At 46.7% G+C, this 16,743-nt stretch carries 18 protein-coding genes; 5 read left to right on the forward strand and 13 right to left on the reverse strand.

Annotated features, from left to right (window positions below):
• A partial coding sequence (gene accB, locus RMO52_RS15775) for an acetyl-CoA carboxylase biotin carboxyl carrier protein (RefSeq protein ID WP_310415982.1) occupies nt 1-310 on the forward strand: 310 nt, incomplete at its 5' end.
• Nucleotides 311-511: 201 nt separating this feature from the next.
• Here the strand turns inward: accB and RMO52_RS15780 are convergent.
• The 12 genes from RMO52_RS15780 to RMO52_RS15835 form a co-directional block, all read right to left on the reverse strand.
• Entirely contained in the window at nt 512-1,285 is a 774-nt protein-coding gene (locus RMO52_RS15780; protein ID WP_309740532.1) for a GerMN domain-containing protein, read from the reverse strand.
• Between the two features lie 264 nt (nt 1,286-1,549).
• Nucleotides 1,550-2,353 (reverse strand): DUF2993 domain-containing protein, encoded by an 804-nt coding sequence (locus tag RMO52_RS15785; RefSeq protein WP_310415986.1) that lies wholly within the window; start codon nt 2,351-2,353, stop codon nt 1,550-1,552.
• Between the two features lie 90 nt (nt 2,354-2,443).
• Nucleotides 2,444-4,246 (reverse strand): proline--tRNA ligase, encoded by a 1,803-nt coding sequence (gene proS, locus RMO52_RS15790; protein WP_309740528.1) that lies wholly within the window; start codon nt 4,244-4,246, stop codon nt 2,444-2,446.
• 98 nt (nt 4,247-4,344) lie between these two features.
• Entirely contained in the window at nt 4,345-4,968 is a 624-nt protein-coding gene (locus tag RMO52_RS15795) for a retropepsin-like aspartic protease (RefSeq protein WP_309740526.1), read from the reverse strand.
• Between the two features lie 90 nt (nt 4,969-5,058).
• The gene (locus RMO52_RS15800) at nt 5,059-5,247 is read right to left on the reverse strand and encodes a DUF433 domain-containing protein (RefSeq protein WP_309740524.1); all 189 of its coding nucleotides are present in this window, start codon (nt 5,245-5,247) and stop codon (nt 5,059-5,061) included.
• A 165-nt stretch (nt 5,248-5,412) separates the two neighbouring features.
• Nucleotides 5,413-6,852, reverse strand: a complete 1,440-nt coding sequence (locus RMO52_RS15805; RefSeq protein WP_309740521.1) for a trypsin-like peptidase domain-containing protein — start codon at nt 6,850-6,852, stop codon at nt 5,413-5,415.
• 164 nt (nt 6,853-7,016) lie between these two features.
• Complete coding sequence (locus tag RMO52_RS15810) at nt 7,017-8,675, reverse strand: tetratricopeptide repeat-containing serine protease family protein (RefSeq protein WP_310415992.1); 1,659 nt, start codon at nt 8,673-8,675, stop codon at nt 7,017-7,019.
• A 100-nt stretch (nt 8,676-8,775) separates the two neighbouring features.
• Nucleotides 8,776-9,699, reverse strand: coding sequence for an ornithine carbamoyltransferase (gene argF / locus RMO52_RS15815; RefSeq protein ID WP_310415995.1), 924 nt, complete (start codon nt 9,697-9,699; stop codon nt 8,776-8,778).
• Nucleotides 9,700-9,858: 159 nt separating this feature from the next.
• The gene (locus RMO52_RS15820) at nt 9,859-11,061 is read right to left on the reverse strand and encodes an NF038122 family metalloprotease (RefSeq protein WP_310415997.1); all 1,203 of its coding nucleotides are present in this window, start codon (nt 11,059-11,061) and stop codon (nt 9,859-9,861) included.
• Between the two features lie 231 nt (nt 11,062-11,292).
• Complete coding sequence (locus RMO52_RS15825) at nt 11,293-12,450, reverse strand: NF038122 family metalloprotease (protein ID WP_310416000.1); 1,158 nt, start codon at nt 12,448-12,450, stop codon at nt 11,293-11,295.
• Between the two features lie 241 nt (nt 12,451-12,691).
• Nucleotides 12,692-12,901 (reverse strand): chlorophyll a/b-binding protein, encoded by a 210-nt coding sequence (locus RMO52_RS15830; RefSeq protein ID WP_309743406.1) that lies wholly within the window; start codon nt 12,899-12,901, stop codon nt 12,692-12,694.
• A gap of 77 nt (nt 12,902-12,978) precedes the next feature.
• The gene (locus RMO52_RS15835) at nt 12,979-13,188 is read right to left on the reverse strand and encodes a chlorophyll a/b-binding protein (RefSeq protein ID WP_309743404.1); all 210 of its coding nucleotides are present in this window, start codon (nt 13,186-13,188) and stop codon (nt 12,979-12,981) included.
• A 195-nt stretch (nt 13,189-13,383) separates the two neighbouring features.
• On the opposite strand from RMO52_RS15835, the gene RMO52_RS15840 reads away from it, so the two are divergent.
• Nucleotides 13,384-13,650 (forward strand): MoaD/ThiS family protein, encoded by a 267-nt coding sequence (locus RMO52_RS15840; protein ID WP_310416003.1) that lies wholly within the window; start codon nt 13,384-13,386, stop codon nt 13,648-13,650.
• Nucleotides 13,651-13,811: 161 nt separating this feature from the next.
• Here the strand turns inward: RMO52_RS15840 and RMO52_RS15845 are convergent, their stop codons facing one another.
• Nucleotides 13,812-14,228 carry a hypothetical protein gene (locus tag RMO52_RS15845; protein ID WP_309743399.1) on the reverse strand — a complete coding sequence of 139 codons (417 nt, stop codon included), beginning with the start codon at nt 14,226-14,228 and terminating at the stop codon, nt 13,812-13,814.
• 15 nt (nt 14,229-14,243) lie between these two features.
• Between RMO52_RS15845 and RMO52_RS15850 the strand changes: the two genes are divergently transcribed.
• The 3 genes from RMO52_RS15850 to RMO52_RS15860 form a co-directional block, all read left to right on the forward strand.
• Nucleotides 14,244-14,870, forward strand: coding sequence for a hypothetical protein (locus tag RMO52_RS15850; RefSeq protein ID WP_310416006.1), 627 nt, complete (start codon nt 14,244-14,246; stop codon nt 14,868-14,870).
• 67 nt (nt 14,871-14,937) lie between these two features.
• On the forward strand, nt 14,938-15,708 hold the full coding sequence (locus RMO52_RS15855; RefSeq protein ID WP_310416009.1) for a pentapeptide repeat-containing protein: 771 nt from the start codon (nt 14,938-14,940) through the stop codon (nt 15,706-15,708).
• A gap of 180 nt (nt 15,709-15,888) precedes the next feature.
• Nucleotides 15,889-16,743: DUF58 domain-containing protein (locus RMO52_RS15860; RefSeq protein WP_310416012.1), on the forward strand; the 855-nt coding region annotated here is incomplete at its 3' end.

Here is a 16,743-nt window from a genome sequence, read left to right on the forward strand (position 1 = left end):
CATCGCCTTACCCGCACCCGAACACCAATTACAGTCAGCCGAGGCGAGCGCGCCAACGATCGATACTAAGTGGGTCGCAATTAAGTCACCAATGGTGGGCACCTTTTATCGATCGCCAGCCCCTGACGAGCCAGCATTTGCCTCGATCGGCGATCGAATTCGCGTCGGGCAAACTGTCTGTATTATCGAAGCGATGAAACTGATGAATGAGATCGAAGCCGAAGTCGTCGGACAGGTAATGGAGGTATTAGTTGAAAATGGTCAACCGATCGAATTCGGTCAACCATTAATGTATATCAATCCTAGTTAAATTAATTGAGAATTGAGAATTGAGAATTGGGTTTTTAGGATGGGGATTTAGAGGGCGTCTGAAAAGGCTTTTCGGTGTGAATCGAAGATCTAAATCCCCCGAGGATGCGGGGGACTTTAAATCCGGTTCCCCCCTTAAAAAGGTGGGCTAGGGGGGATTTCTAGGGTTTACGATTAACAAACTAGACTTTTCAGATATCTTCTAAGGATTGGTAGGTGCGGGATTGATGGGGAAGTCTCGATCGTAAGTTTGACGCGTGATTGGCTGTCTGATTTCGACACCATCCTCGCCGAGTACTTCCAGCTTTTTGCCCTCGACGGTAATCCAGACTTGGGCATCGGGGTCTTGGGCTGTGGCTGTATAGACTACTTGCCCCAATCGTCCGATTGCGGATGTCGCACCGCCACTTTGCGTGAACTCTTTGGAGAGATCGACATGGATGCCATCTGCTAGCACTTTGGTACTTAAGAGCTTGGTACCGACGGGAATTGTTGAAGTCAGCTTGCCGTCTGGCTTGCCAGCCGAAGCGATCAGGGTAGACAGCGATTTATTGACGCGTGCCTCGGGATTGTCGGCTGCTGTCGGCTGTGGATCTTGAACATCTTGGGAGACTAAAATGGTTTTTTTGCCGTCATCATCGAGTCGCCAAATTTTGACCTTGCCATCTTGCTGTTGGGCGATTGTCGGGGTGGTCGGCTTAATAGTATTTTGACCGACAGTTGGGATTTTAGATGGTGTCGTCGGTGCGATAGTTACCTGATTGGGCGTAATCGGCAGCGGTGTTGCAGGTTGCGGATTTTGCTGTGCAGGATCGACTGTAGTGGGATTTGGATTGATTTGGCTAGGTGTATTTGCCTGCGGCTGGTTGTTGTGAGTCGTGAACCATGCCAAACCACCACCGAGCGCAGTTGTGGCTAAAGTCAGAGCTGAGATCGTAGCAACGACGCTTTTAGATATAGATTTTTGGTTTTCCATAATTAAAAATTCCTATAAATCGTTAAAACCATTAGACAGTGAGCAGTTATTGTAGATGGTGTCAGGGATGTTGGACTCAAGCCAGCTAACCGATTCCTAATAACTAGTAACTGGTAAGTGTTTGCCGTCGATCGATCTGCCAAGTTAGCACTTTAGCTATTCTGGTCGATGCTCTCCTAGTTTAACTGGTAGAATTGGGATTCGGCGACGAATATTCTCGATATCCTTACTCTTTACCGAACTAGCCGAGCGCAGATCGAGTCATTACTCTTTACGCCCAGCCAAACGGACGAAAGCCGCTAGCTCCACCTGTTGGGGATTGACTTTGAATTGGAGAATGCGGGCGCTCAAACCCCGCTGCTCAAACATATCTACATTCAATCGATCGCTAATTCCGGCAGTTAAGCCCGATAACAGAAATTCTGGCACCGGAGTCTGCCCCACCATTGCCTTGGGTGCGACTAGTTGAAATTTTCGACCACCGACGACACTGACACCAGTTTCGAGATTGACGGCTATTTTTTCACTAGAGTTGGGATCTTGCAACTCTGCTTGAATTCCCACCCGATTATTGCCCAGAAACCGGATCTGGGGGTTGGCTATTTGGTAGTCTTTGTTGAGCGAACCAGCCGCCGCACCACCGAGAGTACTAGTAGTCATTTTCTGAAGTCTAGCGATCGCATCCGGAGACTTTAAGTAATTATTTAGATCTTCTTCATTAAACTTCAACTTGATGCCCGCTTGGATGGGTTGCTGAATCGAGCCAGCACGCGGGCTTTGTCCGTCTGCCTGAAGTGCCTGGAGATTCACTGCAATCGGGTCGGTTTCGATTTCGAGAGTATCGATGCGCAGATCCTTACTCACCCACAATCCGCGTCCGGCAACCCGCAGTTTATTAATTTTCCCATTGATAATTTGGTGAACGGGCGCATTATCAGTCCGCACTTGTAATTGCTCTGCACGATCTAGTTGCGATAAAAACGCCGCTTCGACATTTTTATCGACGACTAACCCCGTCAGTGAAAATAAGGTGGTGATACCGGACAGGAGGATGGTGATTAGTTCCATTTAGTGGATAGTGGATAGTGGATAGTGGATAGTAAATAAGCGAGGGAATGGAAATGTGTGGAGAGAAAAGGACGCTTGCGTCCAAATTCACTATTCACTATCCACGATCCACTTCTTAACCGTTGCCCCAACACTCTCGACGGTAATATCCTGAGATTGTTTCGTGGCACGATTGACGACTTCTACTTTACCATCTTTGAGCGATCGACCAGTGACGATCCGGAAAGGGATGCCGATGAGGTCAGCGTCCTTGAATTTGACCCCTGCGCGTTCATCGCGATCGTCGAGGATAGTTTCGACCCCCAGGTGATTTAACTCGGTGTAGAGGCGTTCGGCGACCTCCATTTGTTGAGCATCGCTGATGTTTGGCACGCAGATTATCGCATGATACGGCGCGATCGCGACAGGCCAAACGATGCCATCTTTATCGTAGGATTGTTCGACTGCGGCTTGCGCTAGTCGGGATACACCAACGCCATAGCAACCCATCACAAGGGGTTGCTCCTCTCCTTGCTCGTTGGTAAATGTCGCCCCCATCGCCGCCGAATACTTGGTGCCGAGTTGGAAAATATGTCCGACTTCGATGCCGCGTGCGGTTTCCAAAACTTGCGTCGGATCGTGGATGGCGCGATCTCCCACTAGCGCCTTTTGAAGATCTACCCGTACTGCTGGCAGCGGAAAGTTAGTCTGCCAATTGGCACCGACGACATGTTTTTCGGCTTCATTTGTGCCCGTAATAAAGTTTGTCAAACTAGCAGCGGTTTCGTCCACGATCCGCAGAAATTGCGGATGAACGTTAGGACTGGCACTGATATATTCATCGCTCAAATCTGGGGCGATATAACCGAGTGGTAAAGGTTTAGCTGCCCATTTAGCGATCGCAACCCCATCGGGTACTTCTAGAGCAATTACTGTTTTGGCACCATAATTAGGCGCTAATTTCATCAATTCATTAGTTAATTTTACTTGGTTAACTTCTCGATCGCTCCGAATACTAATCAATACTAAAACCGTCTTACCATTATCAAATACTGCTTGTTGCAAGACATTTTTGACGATCGAAGTCGAGTCGCACTGCAAGAATTTGACTAACTTATTAATCGAGTTCGTATTCGGCGTATCCTTGATTTCATAACTAGTAAAAGTTGACGCTACAGCATCGGGAGCTAGCGAAACAGCCTTCTCCACATTGGCGGCATATTTACCATCTGCCGTGTACATCACATCATCCTCACCCGCTGCCGCCAGCACCATAAATTCCTGCGAACCAGAACCCCCGATCGCGCCAGAGTCAGCATCTACCGCCCGAAATTTCAAGCCGCAGCGGGTCAACATCTTGCAGTACGCATCGTGCATATCATCATAAGTTTCCTTCAGACTTTCTGCATCGGCATGGAAAGAATAACCATCTTTCATAATAAATTCCCGACCGCGCATCAACCCGAACCGAGGGCGAATTTCATCGCGAAACTTGCTCTGAATCTGATATAAATGTTGGGGTAATTGACGATAAGATTTAATCAAATCACGCGCCACCGCCGTCACGACTTCTTCATGAGTCGGGCCTAAAGCTACCTCTCGATTTTGTCTGTCGGTAAAAGCGAACATAATCCCTTCCGCTTGGGTATAGGTATCCCAGCGTCCCGACTGTTGCCACAATTCGGCGGGTTGGAGTTGGGGCAGCAGACACTCTTGTGCGCCTGTGGCATCCATTTCCTCTTTGACAATCTGCCGTACCTTCGTCAATACGCGCCACATCAGGGGTAGGTAAGCATACAAGCCACTCCCAATCCGGCGAATGTATCCCGCCCGCAATAGCAGCTTGTGGCTGGGGATTTCGGCGTCGGCTGGTTCTTCGCGGAGGGTGACAAATAGGCTTTTGGACAGTCTCATCAGATTTTTTGCGTGGGTTTACTCGCCCTAGCTCGGTAGGGTTTTGCTATCGATATTATCGCAGGGTCGGGGTCGATGTGGGTAGAGCCAATGCTGGCTTATTCGGATGTTCCTCGCCATTTAAACTCGATCCGTTCTTCCGCCTGGATAAACTCGATGTTAAATAAGTCAAATACCACTTCCCTACCCAATAGCAATGGAGCATCAGTGATTTCCGTTTGCAGCCAAGCCACAGGAGCTTTAAAACTATGCCCATTAATAGTGAAATCTACCGCACGGGTGACATACTGGATCTCGCCGCCAACGCCCGTACCATCTGACAAAATTTCGCCATCAGCTAACGCAAATCCCAATAGTTCGCCAATTTCCAGACTAATCAAACTCAGCTCTGCGCCAGAATCCACCAGCATCAAGGCATCGTGACTGACAGAGCCATGACTCAAGGTGACGGGATATTCTGGCTCCCATTCATGCCGAGCCATGCCATAGAATTTAAACCAAAAAAATTGAAATTCCGATGTCTGTGCGGGAATCCACTTTACTAAAAAGGGTTCTCCGGTGGCCGTGGCGAGAGATTCGACCAAATCCCAATCTCTCCCAGCCGCTAAGAGCCGAGTGGCACTATAAGCAACAAATTGACGACGATATCTCGTTCTCAGCATCCGGCGATGTTGATGCCCCCAACGGATAATAGCTCTGGTTTGTTCGGAAGTAGTTGTCATCAGGATCCGATCCTCAAATAAATTGCATCGGTCGATGTGGATACGAGACAAATATCTTCAGCAGTTACAAGTGTGACTAACTTTCATAGACTACGCCAACGCATATTGAAGACAAGCATGAATATCTTCAATTGCCAAATCTGGATAGTAGTCTCGAACGATTTCGGGAAAAGATCTTCCAGATTCAACTAATTCTAGGACATTCTGTACTGTAATCCGAGTACCAGCAACACAGGGTTTTCCAAAGTGAATTTGAGAGTCGATCGCGATTCTATTCATAAGTTTACTGACGTTCTCATGCTAAGTTGAATATCCAGATCCTTACTAAGAATGTAACATCTTACTATCGATAGTATCGCAGGGTCGGAGCCGACGTGGGTAGAGTCATCGCCGATCGAAACCATTTGAGATATTTTTAGCCATAGAGCTGTCTGGGTACCTTTGCTAAAAACCCGAACTATTACTATTTACTCCCCATTCTTTTAGTTGGTCGATCGCTGACTGATATTCTGCGACATCGCCCTGTTTTTTCGACAGTCTGGCAGATTGCTTCATGTCGGCAATTCCACCATCACGATCGTCTAACTTCATATACTTGACCATACTCCTGCCCTTGAAAGCCATAGCATTATTAGGGTCGAGCGAAATCGCCCGATTTAAGTCGGCTAATCCCCCTTGAGTGTCATTGAGTTTAAACGCTTTGAGAGCACCACGAAGAGAATAGCTATCAGCATTATTGGAGTCGAGAGAAATCGACCGATCTAAGTCGGTTACTCCTCCCTGAATGTCGTTGAGTTTAGTTGCTTTGAGAGTACCACGAACAACATAGGTAGTAGCATTTTTGGAGTCGAGCGAAATTGCCCGATTGTAATCGGCTAATGCCCCTTGAATATCATTAAGTTTCAGCGCTTTGAGCATACCACGATGTTGATAGGAGATACTAAATCTAGGGTCGAGAGAAATCGCCCGATTGAAGTCGGCTAACCCTCCCTGAGTGTCAATGAGTTTAAACGCTTTGAGGGCACCGCGCAAAGAATATGCCATCGCATACTTGGGGTTGAGTTGAATAGCTCGATCGAGATCTGCCAAGCTACCCATAGAGTCTCCTTTACCCATTTTCAGAATTGCTGATGCGAAGTAATCGCCTGCTTTGGCTGCGGTATTGGTTTGAATAGGGGCTACTTTTCGATCTAGCTCAATGCCCATGTTCCGCGCCACCATCCCGAATTGGTTGATGGGAATGCCGAGATTAAGTCCGGTTTGGTTGCCGTTGTCATCTTTATTGCTTTTACCGTGAATGGCAACCAGTTCGCCATCACTATTGAGGATTGCTCCACCATTCATTCCTGGTAAAGTTTGGTTACTATAAATTAGGGAGTAACCATTTTCTGAAACTCTAGTGCTATTGGCAGAAACTTGACCTTCCCTAGATAGAAATACCGACTCAGTGATAGCTCTAGTCGTACTAGGAAATCCATTGACATAAATACTCATGCCAGATTCGAGGACGTTGCAGTTGCCAAGTTTGGCAGTGGGATATTTAGCCGTAGATTTGAATTTGATAATTGCAAGATCGATATTACCAGGAGCCATGCGAATCGAGCTGCTTATAGCTTCGTAGGAGCGATTGTCTGGCGTGGTAATTTTATAATTGGCTTTATTTTTTACCACACTAGCAGTAGTGAGAATAGTATAGATATTTCCCTGGTGCTGAAGGATAACACCAGAACCCAAAGTCTCAGGCGTGGAAATCGATACTGTAATTGCTTTCCCGATATCGGCAATCTCGACTGAACTTTTGGCGGATGCGATGTTTGGTTGCACGAGTGCGATCGTGGCACTAATGCCAATAAGTCCAGTCCACTGCGAGATCTTAGGCAACATGAGCGGGTAATTAATTATTTTAGAATGGGATTAATATAGTCTAAATTTTCGCACAATAACCACCAATCCCCAGCATTTAGGCGATCTGGCGGTGCGATCTCAGATCGCATCGATTATCTCAAACAGCTCGTTGCGATTCACCACTTAGGATCGCAGGTGTTCAACTAATAACCAGAGTTGCGATCGAGTTTTTGCCACTCGTTTAGTACTTTAATCATCATCTGATATTTTTCAGTATTACGTTGCTGCTGATACAGTTTGGCAGCTTGTTGGATATCGGCAATGCCACTGGCTCGATCTGAGAAAGCATGTTTGAGTGACCCCCTGAAGGCGAAAGCATCAGCAAGTTCGGGATCGAGTTCGATCGCACGATTGGAGTCGGCTAAAGCTCCTGGCATATTCCCAAGTTTGGTCATTTTCAGAGCACCGCGATTGTAATAAGCAAGAGCCAACTTGGGTTCGAGTTGAATGGCTCGATCGAAGTCAGCTAATGCACCCTGCGGATCTTTGAGTTTCCCGGATTTGAGAGTACCGCAATTATTATAAAAGAGCGCATCATTAGGGCTAAGCGCAATCGCCCGATTGCAATCTATTAGTGCGCCCTGAATGTCCTGAAGTTTTTGATATTTCAGCTTGCTACGATTGTTGTAAGCCACAGCAAGTTTAGAATCAAGCGAAATCGCCCGATTGTAATCTGTTAATGCGCCTTGGATATCTTGGAGCTTATCATTTTTGAGATTACCACGATATAGATAGCCAATAACACTTTTAGGGTCGAGCGAAATAGCGCGGTTGTAATCTGCTAATGCACCCTGAGTATCCTGAAGCTTTTCCTGTTTCAAGAAACCACGATCCTCATAGGCTTCAGCATATTTGGGATCGAGTTGAATGGTTCGATTGTAGTCCGCTATTGCACCTTGAACATCCTCAAATTTTTGCCTTTTTAGAGTTCCACGACTGAAGTGTGCTAGAGGGTTTTTGGGATCGAGTTGAATCGCTCGATCGAGATCTGCCAAGCTGCCTAAATAGTCTTCTTGCCCCTGTTTCTGTGCGGCTGATACAATGTAATCATCTGCTTTTGGTGCAGTATTATTAGACCTAGTTACTACGCTTGTACCTAAATTGACACCCAGATTACTTGCAACTGTCGCGAACAGATCGATCGGAATGCCGAGATTAAATCCAGTTTTGACATTGTTATTATCTCGATCTCCTCTACCATGAATGGCAACTAGCTCGCCAGCACTGTTCAATACTGGGCCACCACTCATTCCTGGCTGAGTTTCGTTACTATATACCAAAGAATAACCTTGCTCGAATTTTCGACTACTATTAGCTGAAACTTTACCTGTGCTAAAGACAAATTCTGGCTTGGTGACAGATTTAGATTTGCCCGTATCTGGAAATCCAGCAACGTAGATCGCCATCCCCGATTTGAGGATGGTACTATTGCCAAGTTTGGCAGTAGGATATTTGACTGTCGATCTAAATTTGACTATGGCTAGATCGATATTACCTGGAGCAGAGCGGATCGAGCTATTGATGATTTCATACTGGCGATCGTCCGAAGTCTTGATTTTATAACTAGTTTTGTTTTTGAATACATGAGCTGAAGTGATTACTGTGTAGATATCACCTTGACGTTGGAGAAGTACCCCCGAACCGAATTTATCGGGTTCGGGTTCGGTAATCAAGACTGTAATTGCTCTAGCAGTATTGGCAATCTCGACTGATGACTTGGCAGCGGCGACGTTTGGCTGTACGAGTACGATCGTGGCTCCAATACCAATGAGTCCAGTCCACAGCGAGATCTTTGATGACATGAGCAAGTGTTTATTTGGCGATCGAATTAATATTACGCTACAACTGCTCAAAGCTTAATTCCGCGATCGATCCCAAACGCTCGATCGAGCATTTCAAGCATTACTCAGCACCTAAAACACTGACTAATAAAGCCTTCTGAGCGTGCATTCTATTCTCCGCCTGATCCCAGACGCGAGATCGAGTACCTTCGAGGACATCATCGGTAATTTCTTCGCCGCGATGGGCGGGGAGACAGTGTAAGACGATCGAGCTAGGATCGGCGAGGGTCAGCAGTTCTTGATTGACTTGATAGGGCGCAAATACGGGCATCCGGGCATCGGATTCGGTCTCTTGACCCATACTCGCCCACACGTCGGTATAGACTATCTGTGCGCCCGCTACGGCTTCTTGGGGAGAGCGGGTGACGAGGATATTAGTGCCATTAGTTGCGGCGATCGATCTGGCGCGATCGATAATCTGCGAATCTGGTGTGAAATCAGCCGGACAGGCGATCGCGACATCCATGCCCACCGTCGCACAACCCAGCATCAGGGAGTGTGCCATATTATTGCCGTCGCCTAAATAAGCCAGCTTCAATCCCGCCAACTGCCCGAAATTTTCCTGAATCGTCTGAAGATCTGCGAGTACCTGACAGGGATGCTCCAAATCTGTCAGGGCATTAATAATCGGCATCTGAGCGTATTTTGCAAAAGTCTCCACATCCGTCTGCTCGAACGTCCGAATCGCGAGGACATCTAGATAGCGATCCAAGACTCTGGCGGTGTCGGCGAGTGGCTCCCCGCGCCCGATTTGCATCGCTCCAATATTGAGATCGATAACTTGTCCGCCAATCTGACTCATCGCGGCAAAAAAGCTCACCCGCGTTCGGGTTGAAGCTTTGTAAAAGAGCAGTCCTAGCGTTTTGTGACAGCGTGGTTTGAGTTTGCCTTGCTTGAGGTCGGCGGCAAGTTGGAGGAGGGTGAGTGTCTCCTGGGCACTCAAATCTGTCATGCTCAATAAATCTCGACCCTGTAAACCACTCATGCGATCGACCCTCAAACAACTAAATATGTGCATCAAACAGCGAGAGGGACGATCTTATCATAAGATCTAGGTTTTCAGTTCGGCTGTCGCTCACTGTCCGGCTTTAGGCTTTAGGCTTTAGGCTTTGGGCTTTAGGTTTTAGGCTTTGGGCTTTACCCTTTACCCTTTACCCCTTTCCCCATCAGCAACAGATCCTGACAACTGCTGTCTGCGCTTGAGCACCATTTTGATGCCAAATGCAGTCAAAACCATTGTTCCGAATAGATTTGACGGTTCGGGTACGTTAGTTACTTCAGCCCGCGCGATCCTGGTTATCGAATTGAGATCGCTAGTTGTACTAGCGCTAACTAAAGTATTACTCACTGTGCGATCCCAGCCGATCGCATCGAGCGCCCGTCGATCGTTTTCGCTAATTTGTAATGACTCGCCTGCTGCAATCGTCGGATCTAAGATTCCTAACCCTAAATTATCTTGCCAGTGACTGTTTTGACGACCGTCGCCAAAAATCTCACCAGTTGAAACAGCGGCTATTTTTGTATTGCCACCGTCTAGTGACAAGTATTTCTCGCGCTTGTCGGCAGTCCAATCGATCGCGCTGACATTTTTACTATCATTAGAATAGCGAAATAGATCCAGCATACTAACATAGTCGAGTCGATCTTCTGGCTCATAATTTGGGGCACCAGTGCGATCCAAAATATCCACGCCGCTCATAAAACCTAGCGCGTGACCGATCTCATGAGTCGCAATTCCGACAAAATCAAAAGCACCTGCGGTAATGCCGTCGCTTCGATTGAAATCCCACACAAATGTATTATTAAAAGCGATCGAGGCATCAATATTATTACTATTATTTTCTAAGCCTAGAGCTTTGGCATTAGCAGTAGTAAGATTAATTGTTTGATTATTTGCATTGCCATTATTATCTAAATAAGGGATGGCACTACCAACTCCATAAGGACTATTTGCCGTCCGATTGAGCAATAAATTAACTGCCGATCCTTTGGAGAGACTATTAACTGCCGTATTGTCATCGGCGGAGGTACGATCGCGAGTAACCGCATTATAGACTCGATCGTATGAATACAATCCAATCTGAGAACTAGCTTCTCCCAGGGTTCCTGCTCCTAAAGCTGCGAAATTGATATCGATATTAACAGTTACATTGTCCTTAAATAACGAAGACCACTGTGCGCCTGCGGCGGTAAATCCATCGATCGCTAGTTGTGATGTTCCAGCAGCAGGTGCAAAATTGAAAGTCAAAGCATTGGCTGGAATCGGACTCAAACTACCGATACTTCCAACTACTGTAATACCCGCGCCAAGAATTGTTTGCTTGATTTTGACAACATGTATTTTCATTGTTGTAGGTGTTGATGTGTATTTTTTCAATCAAAAATTCTCACGATTTACACAAACTTAACTACTACTTTGCGTAGGAATTTTACGCTATATTGAGTTCTGTAAGCTGAGAATTTTTAAATTATCAAGATATGCAGTGTGGATATCTTAGCTCACATCGAGGACGATCGATCGAAAATTCCCCAGCCTTTCTGGTTGAAGCTAGCTGGGGAAGATCGATCGACTTAAATTTTAGATTGTTTTGGTAGTGGATTTAGCACGTTGCTGCCTGCGCTTTTGAATCAGCTTAAACCCAAAGACCGCACCAATTGCTGTCCCGATGAAATCAGCAGGTTCAGGTACGGCTGTGGCAGTGGCACTGACACGATTCCAACCGATAACATCGAATGCCCGCAGATCGTTTTCGGTAATTTCACCCAATTGACCATTAGAGAAAGTTGGATTCATAATTCCCAATTCAGGAGTGATTCTAAAGTCACTACTATCTTTCCAGTGACTTGCTTGTCGTCCGTCGCCAAAAGTTACCCCGGTGGAGAAAGAAGCAATTTTGGTCTGTCCGCCATCTAGCGAGAAGTATTTATCTCTCTCATCAGCAGTGAAATCGATCGTTCCTAGAGCTTTACTTTGGGCAGAATAGCGAAATAAATCTAGCGGGTTCACAGAAGTAAATTGAGAATCTAAAAATGGGCCATTATTTGGATTGGCTACTGTTGGACTATTATAATCAAGGACATCGACACCACTAATAAAACCTAGTGCGTGACCAATTTCATGAGTAGCTACACCGATAAAATCATAACTATTACCGTTGATGCCATCACTGCGATCGAAATCAAACGTAAATAGGGTACTAAAAGAAATCGATGCGTCAGAAAATACAGTAGTAGCTAAACCTAAAGCTTTAGCATTAGCATTTGTCAGCTCCATCGTATTACTATTTGTACCCGCAGTATATACATAGGGAAGATCGCTACCAGACCCATTCGGATTATTTGACGTTCTATTAATGAGCCTGCTTAGAGCTGCATTGGTGGAAAGATTACTGACAACAGTATTGTCATCAGCAGATGTCTTGTCACCTGAGAGCGCGGCGTAAACCTGAGCGTAGGAAAAGTTCTGAGTGGTAGATCCAGCTTGAGCCAAAACACCTGGATCTAATCGAGAATAATCAATATCAATATTGATGGTGACATTATCTGTAAACAATGAAGACCAGAACTCACCTGCTTTTGTAAACCCATCAATTGCTTGTTGTGATGTTGCAGCCGATGGATTGAAGTTAAATGTCAAAGCATTTGCAGGTGTAATGGCTCCACTACCACCGATTCCACTCAGTGCAATACCTGTCATCACAGCCAATTGCTTGAGTTTCACAATCTGGATCTTCATTGTTGTATTTATTAACTATCTATTCTCATCTATTATTGTTGTATAAATAAAAAACCGCCTCAGTGAAAACACTGTGGTAAAAGTACTGAAAAATTAGCTAAAAAGTCAATTGAACTTTGGACGATCCCTACAGAATATTTAAATGTAAAATAACACACCATTAAAAAACGCGACAGCCAAACAGCTATCGCGAGAAAATAAGATAAGAAAACTAGGGTGAGACGATCGTACTGATGAAGAGTTACAGATTGGTAATAAAACCGACGATGCCGTGTCCGGTCAAAACTTCTTGGATTAATAATGCAACGAAGCCGATCATTGCTAGCCGACCATTGAGCTTCTCTGCGTAATCAGTCCAGCCAGCTTGAGGTCCCTCGGTAGTATACATTTTTGGCTCGATGGCAAAGTTATTTTCTCTGCCGTCGTTGTCGATGAATGTTTTACCTTGCATAATTAATTCCTTGGTTGAGTAGTGCTATAAATGTTTTTTGTGTAAACTAACAGATGAGTAGCTACTATGATTTGTATCTACAGACCAGTGATGAAACCGACGATGCCGTGTCCAGTCAGAATTTCTTGGATCAGTAGAGATACAAAACCAATCATTGCCATCCGACCGTTGAGGGTTTCTGCGTACTTAGTCCAACCAGCTTGAGGGCCTTCTGTGACGTACATTTTTGGCTCGATCGCGAAGTTGTTCTCTCTACCGTCGTTGTCGATGAATGTTTTGCCTTGCATAATCTTTAAGTCGAGCTAGTCGCTCTATAAATATTTAGTTATTTAAACTAATATAACGATATCTTTACAAAAATGCAAGTTTTTTGTAAATAAACTTGTCACAGATGCGATAAAATTCGCCCGATTGCTATCACAGAGTCGATCGCAGCTCTATCTGTCAAATGTAAATTTTCGCTCCCATCCCCCATCTCTGCCATGAACGAGCGCCAAACTGATATCACTGTCACGATCGAGCTGTTTGCGATCTATCAGGAGACCTTTGGGCGGGAAGAAATATCTTACCGATTCCCACCAAATACGCCAGTGAAGGCGGTGTTAGACCGGATGATTGCCGAGCGACCAAAATTAGCGCAATGGCGCGAGGTGACGCGATTTGGCATCAATCTAGAATTCGTCGATCCCGAGACAATCGTTCGCGATGGCGACGAGATTGTGTTGATAACACCTGTTAGTGGGGGGTAGGGGGTAAGGGGAAAAGATAGCTTTTGGATGGAGATCCTAGACGATCGAGGAGAGTGAGTAAACCTCCTGCAAAAGTAAAAATGCAATCTTTTTGGATACTGTTTTCCCCTATTCCCTATTCCCTATTCCCTATTCCCTATCCCCTGACTTACGCAGGAAGTCTAGTGTTTGCTGGCGAGTCCGGAAGGGTGAATGTGCCAGTGGCGATCGATCGCTTGCCAATGATAGGCACTGAGGGGTTGGAGCTTGCTGGTAAAGATCTCGATGGCACAGCCACCCCGGTAACACTGCTGAGCGATCTGCTCTAAGAACATCGTCCGAAACGTATACTCGATGACTGCATCACCTTGGAGCAACATTAATTGAAGTGTGGCGGCAAGTCGATCGATTCGGGCTTCGATGCCTTCACAAATTGTATCTACAGCAAAATCAGCGAACTCGGCAATGTCTAACGCGATCGGGCGATCGATTTGCGGACTCCAAGATGCTAAGTGGAGATCCCATTGCGTCTGAAAAGCGGGAAACTCTTGGAGAATAATCTCCATACAATTGGTACGATCGATCTGAATATAGTCCATATACTACTAGTTCTGATGACTAATCACTTAAATGAGGCGATCGCGCTACTCCAGTCAGCTACCAAAAGTCTAACAGAACTAGCGACCGTACCCGCCGATCGACAACCATTGAGAGAGACGGTTGCTACCACTGTAGACCAGATTCAGCGCGCCCTAGCCGAGCTAGCGGCAGCGATTAATCCTCCCTCGTTAGACAAAATCCCCCCCGAACTCCTCACCAAAGCCGATGGCTTGGGGATTCCGTTGGATGATATTGAGGTACGTGTTGCAATTACAACACATCATCTGAGCCAATTCATCGGCATTCTCAATGAAATCGAGCAGCGATTTGGAGAAATCCGTCGCGTGCGGGAATACTTATTAGTAAGGCTGCCAGACATCCCGATCGAACAACTCGGTTCGCGGCTGCCAGTCTATACTGCGGCTGACTTTGAGTGGACCCAAGCCCGCCTGTCGCCCGCTGAATTAGCGGCACTGCGGGCAAAATATCAGATCGATCGCTTGTTGCAGCAGCCACCCCGACATTCTGCTGACTTGTTCGCCCAGATCGAATCTGCCGATCGCGCCTGGGAACAAGCGCGTGCCCAGAGACAGTCGGAAGATACAAATGATACTGACGATCTCCGTAATCTCCCTTTCTAGAGTGAGGGTGATGGGGATTGTTGAAACTTGAGCGGATCGAACCCCATTCCCCAACCCCAAACCCCGAATGAAGAAACTTACCACCATTGCGACTACGATTTTACTGCTGAGTGTGGCAACAACGGCTAATGCTGAAAATATCTCGCATTTGCGCCAACTGTTATCGACAAAGAGCTGTCAACAGTGCGACTTAGCAGGTGCTGGACTCGTGACTAACGATTTAGCTGGTGCTAAATTAGAGCGGGCAAATCTCGTCGGTGCCAATCTCTCTGGTGCAAATCTGGCTGGTGCGGACTTACGCGGTGCTAATTTAGCAGGTGCATCGCTCAATGGTGCGAATCTCACAGGCGCAGATTTACGCGGTGCGAATCTCAATGGTACGGATTTGCGATCGGCTTATCTGACTAATGCGAACGTGCAGGGTATCGATGTCCGCGCTGCTTATCTAGAAGGTGCTGTGGGTGTTCCCATGACGCTGGGTACCGCCGATGACTTTTATAAGTGGGGCTATGCTGCTTGGCAAAAGAATGATTTTGCTGGTGCGGTGACAAATTACGATCGCGCCATCGGACTCAATCCCCAGCTCACAGGTGCTTATATTGCACGATCGATGGCGAGGTTTCGACTTCAGGATGATGAGGGTGCGATCCAGGATGCAATGGTAGCGGAGCGGTTATATTTTGCTAAGTCCGATCGTCAGGGTACTCAAGTCGCTCAAGCACTGATTGCTAAAATTAAGCTGGCTAGCAAGCCAAGTGATACTAATGTCAATCCTGGTAATGGCAATATGGTGGATCTGATTACGGGTTTGAGTTCGATGTTACTCAAGTTTTTCTAAACATCATGTTTAATTACTGATATCTTGCACCATAAGTAGGGTGGGCACTGCCCACCACATAGGTTTCAGCTATTACCTCTTACCTCTTTCCTCTTACCTCTTACCTCTTACTCCCTACCCCCTATCCCCTAGCCGATCGAGATTTGAGCTAAAATCTTTGCACTTAGCAAATTGTTTGTAATGACTCAACTTCTTGGCTTTATTCCTAGTGCGCGGACATTGTGGCTGCTAGCAGGTGGCGGCGGATTGACGATGGTACTTGCGGTTTTAATTCCTGGCGCACAAGGGATCGCGATCGCGCTGACGTTTGCTTGGTACATTGGCATTCTAGTGTTAGCAGGAGTCGATGCTTGGCTCAGTCGTGCCGATCGCGTGCAGGTGAGCCGCAGTCCGATCGGGAAACTGTCGATCGGGCGTGATAATCCAGTTTCACTAACGGTTCAAGCCGTGTCAGTACCTGGGAAGGTGCGCCAGTTTAACTATCAGATTCGGGATGGGGTACCGCAAGATCTGCCGGGAACGCCGGAATTAATTGCTGGAGTTCAAAATACTGGTACGAGCGACACGATCGCCTATACAGTCCATCCTTACCGCCGTGGCGAGTACGATTGGCAAGGGATATATGTCCGCCAATTGAGTAGGTGGGGGTTGGCTTGGCAACAATGGCGGGTAGATGCCGCGCAAGCCGTGGCTGTCTATCCGGATTTGATTGGGTTGAAGGCGCTCTCGATTCGATTGGCGCTGCAATCTAGTGGCGCGATGCGCCAAGCGAGAAAGCGGGGGATGGGGACGGAATTTAGCGAGTTGCGCGAATATAATAGTGGCGACGATCCTAGATCGATCGATTGGAAAGCCACCGCTCGCCGCAATCGTCCGCTGATCCGCGTGCTGGAACCCGAGCAAGAACAAACGGTGATTATCTTACTCGATCGCGGGCGGTTGATGACGGCGAATATTCAGGGCTACAAGCGGTTCGATTTTGGCTTGAATGCGACGCTATCGTTGGCGCTGACGGCGATTCAACGGGGAGATCGC

The organism is Chamaesiphon sp. OTE_8_metabat_110, from assembly GCF_031382685.1.
In the GTDB taxonomy this organism is placed as follows: Bacteria; Cyanobacteriota; Cyanobacteriia; order Cyanobacteriales; family Chamaesiphonaceae; genus Chamaesiphon.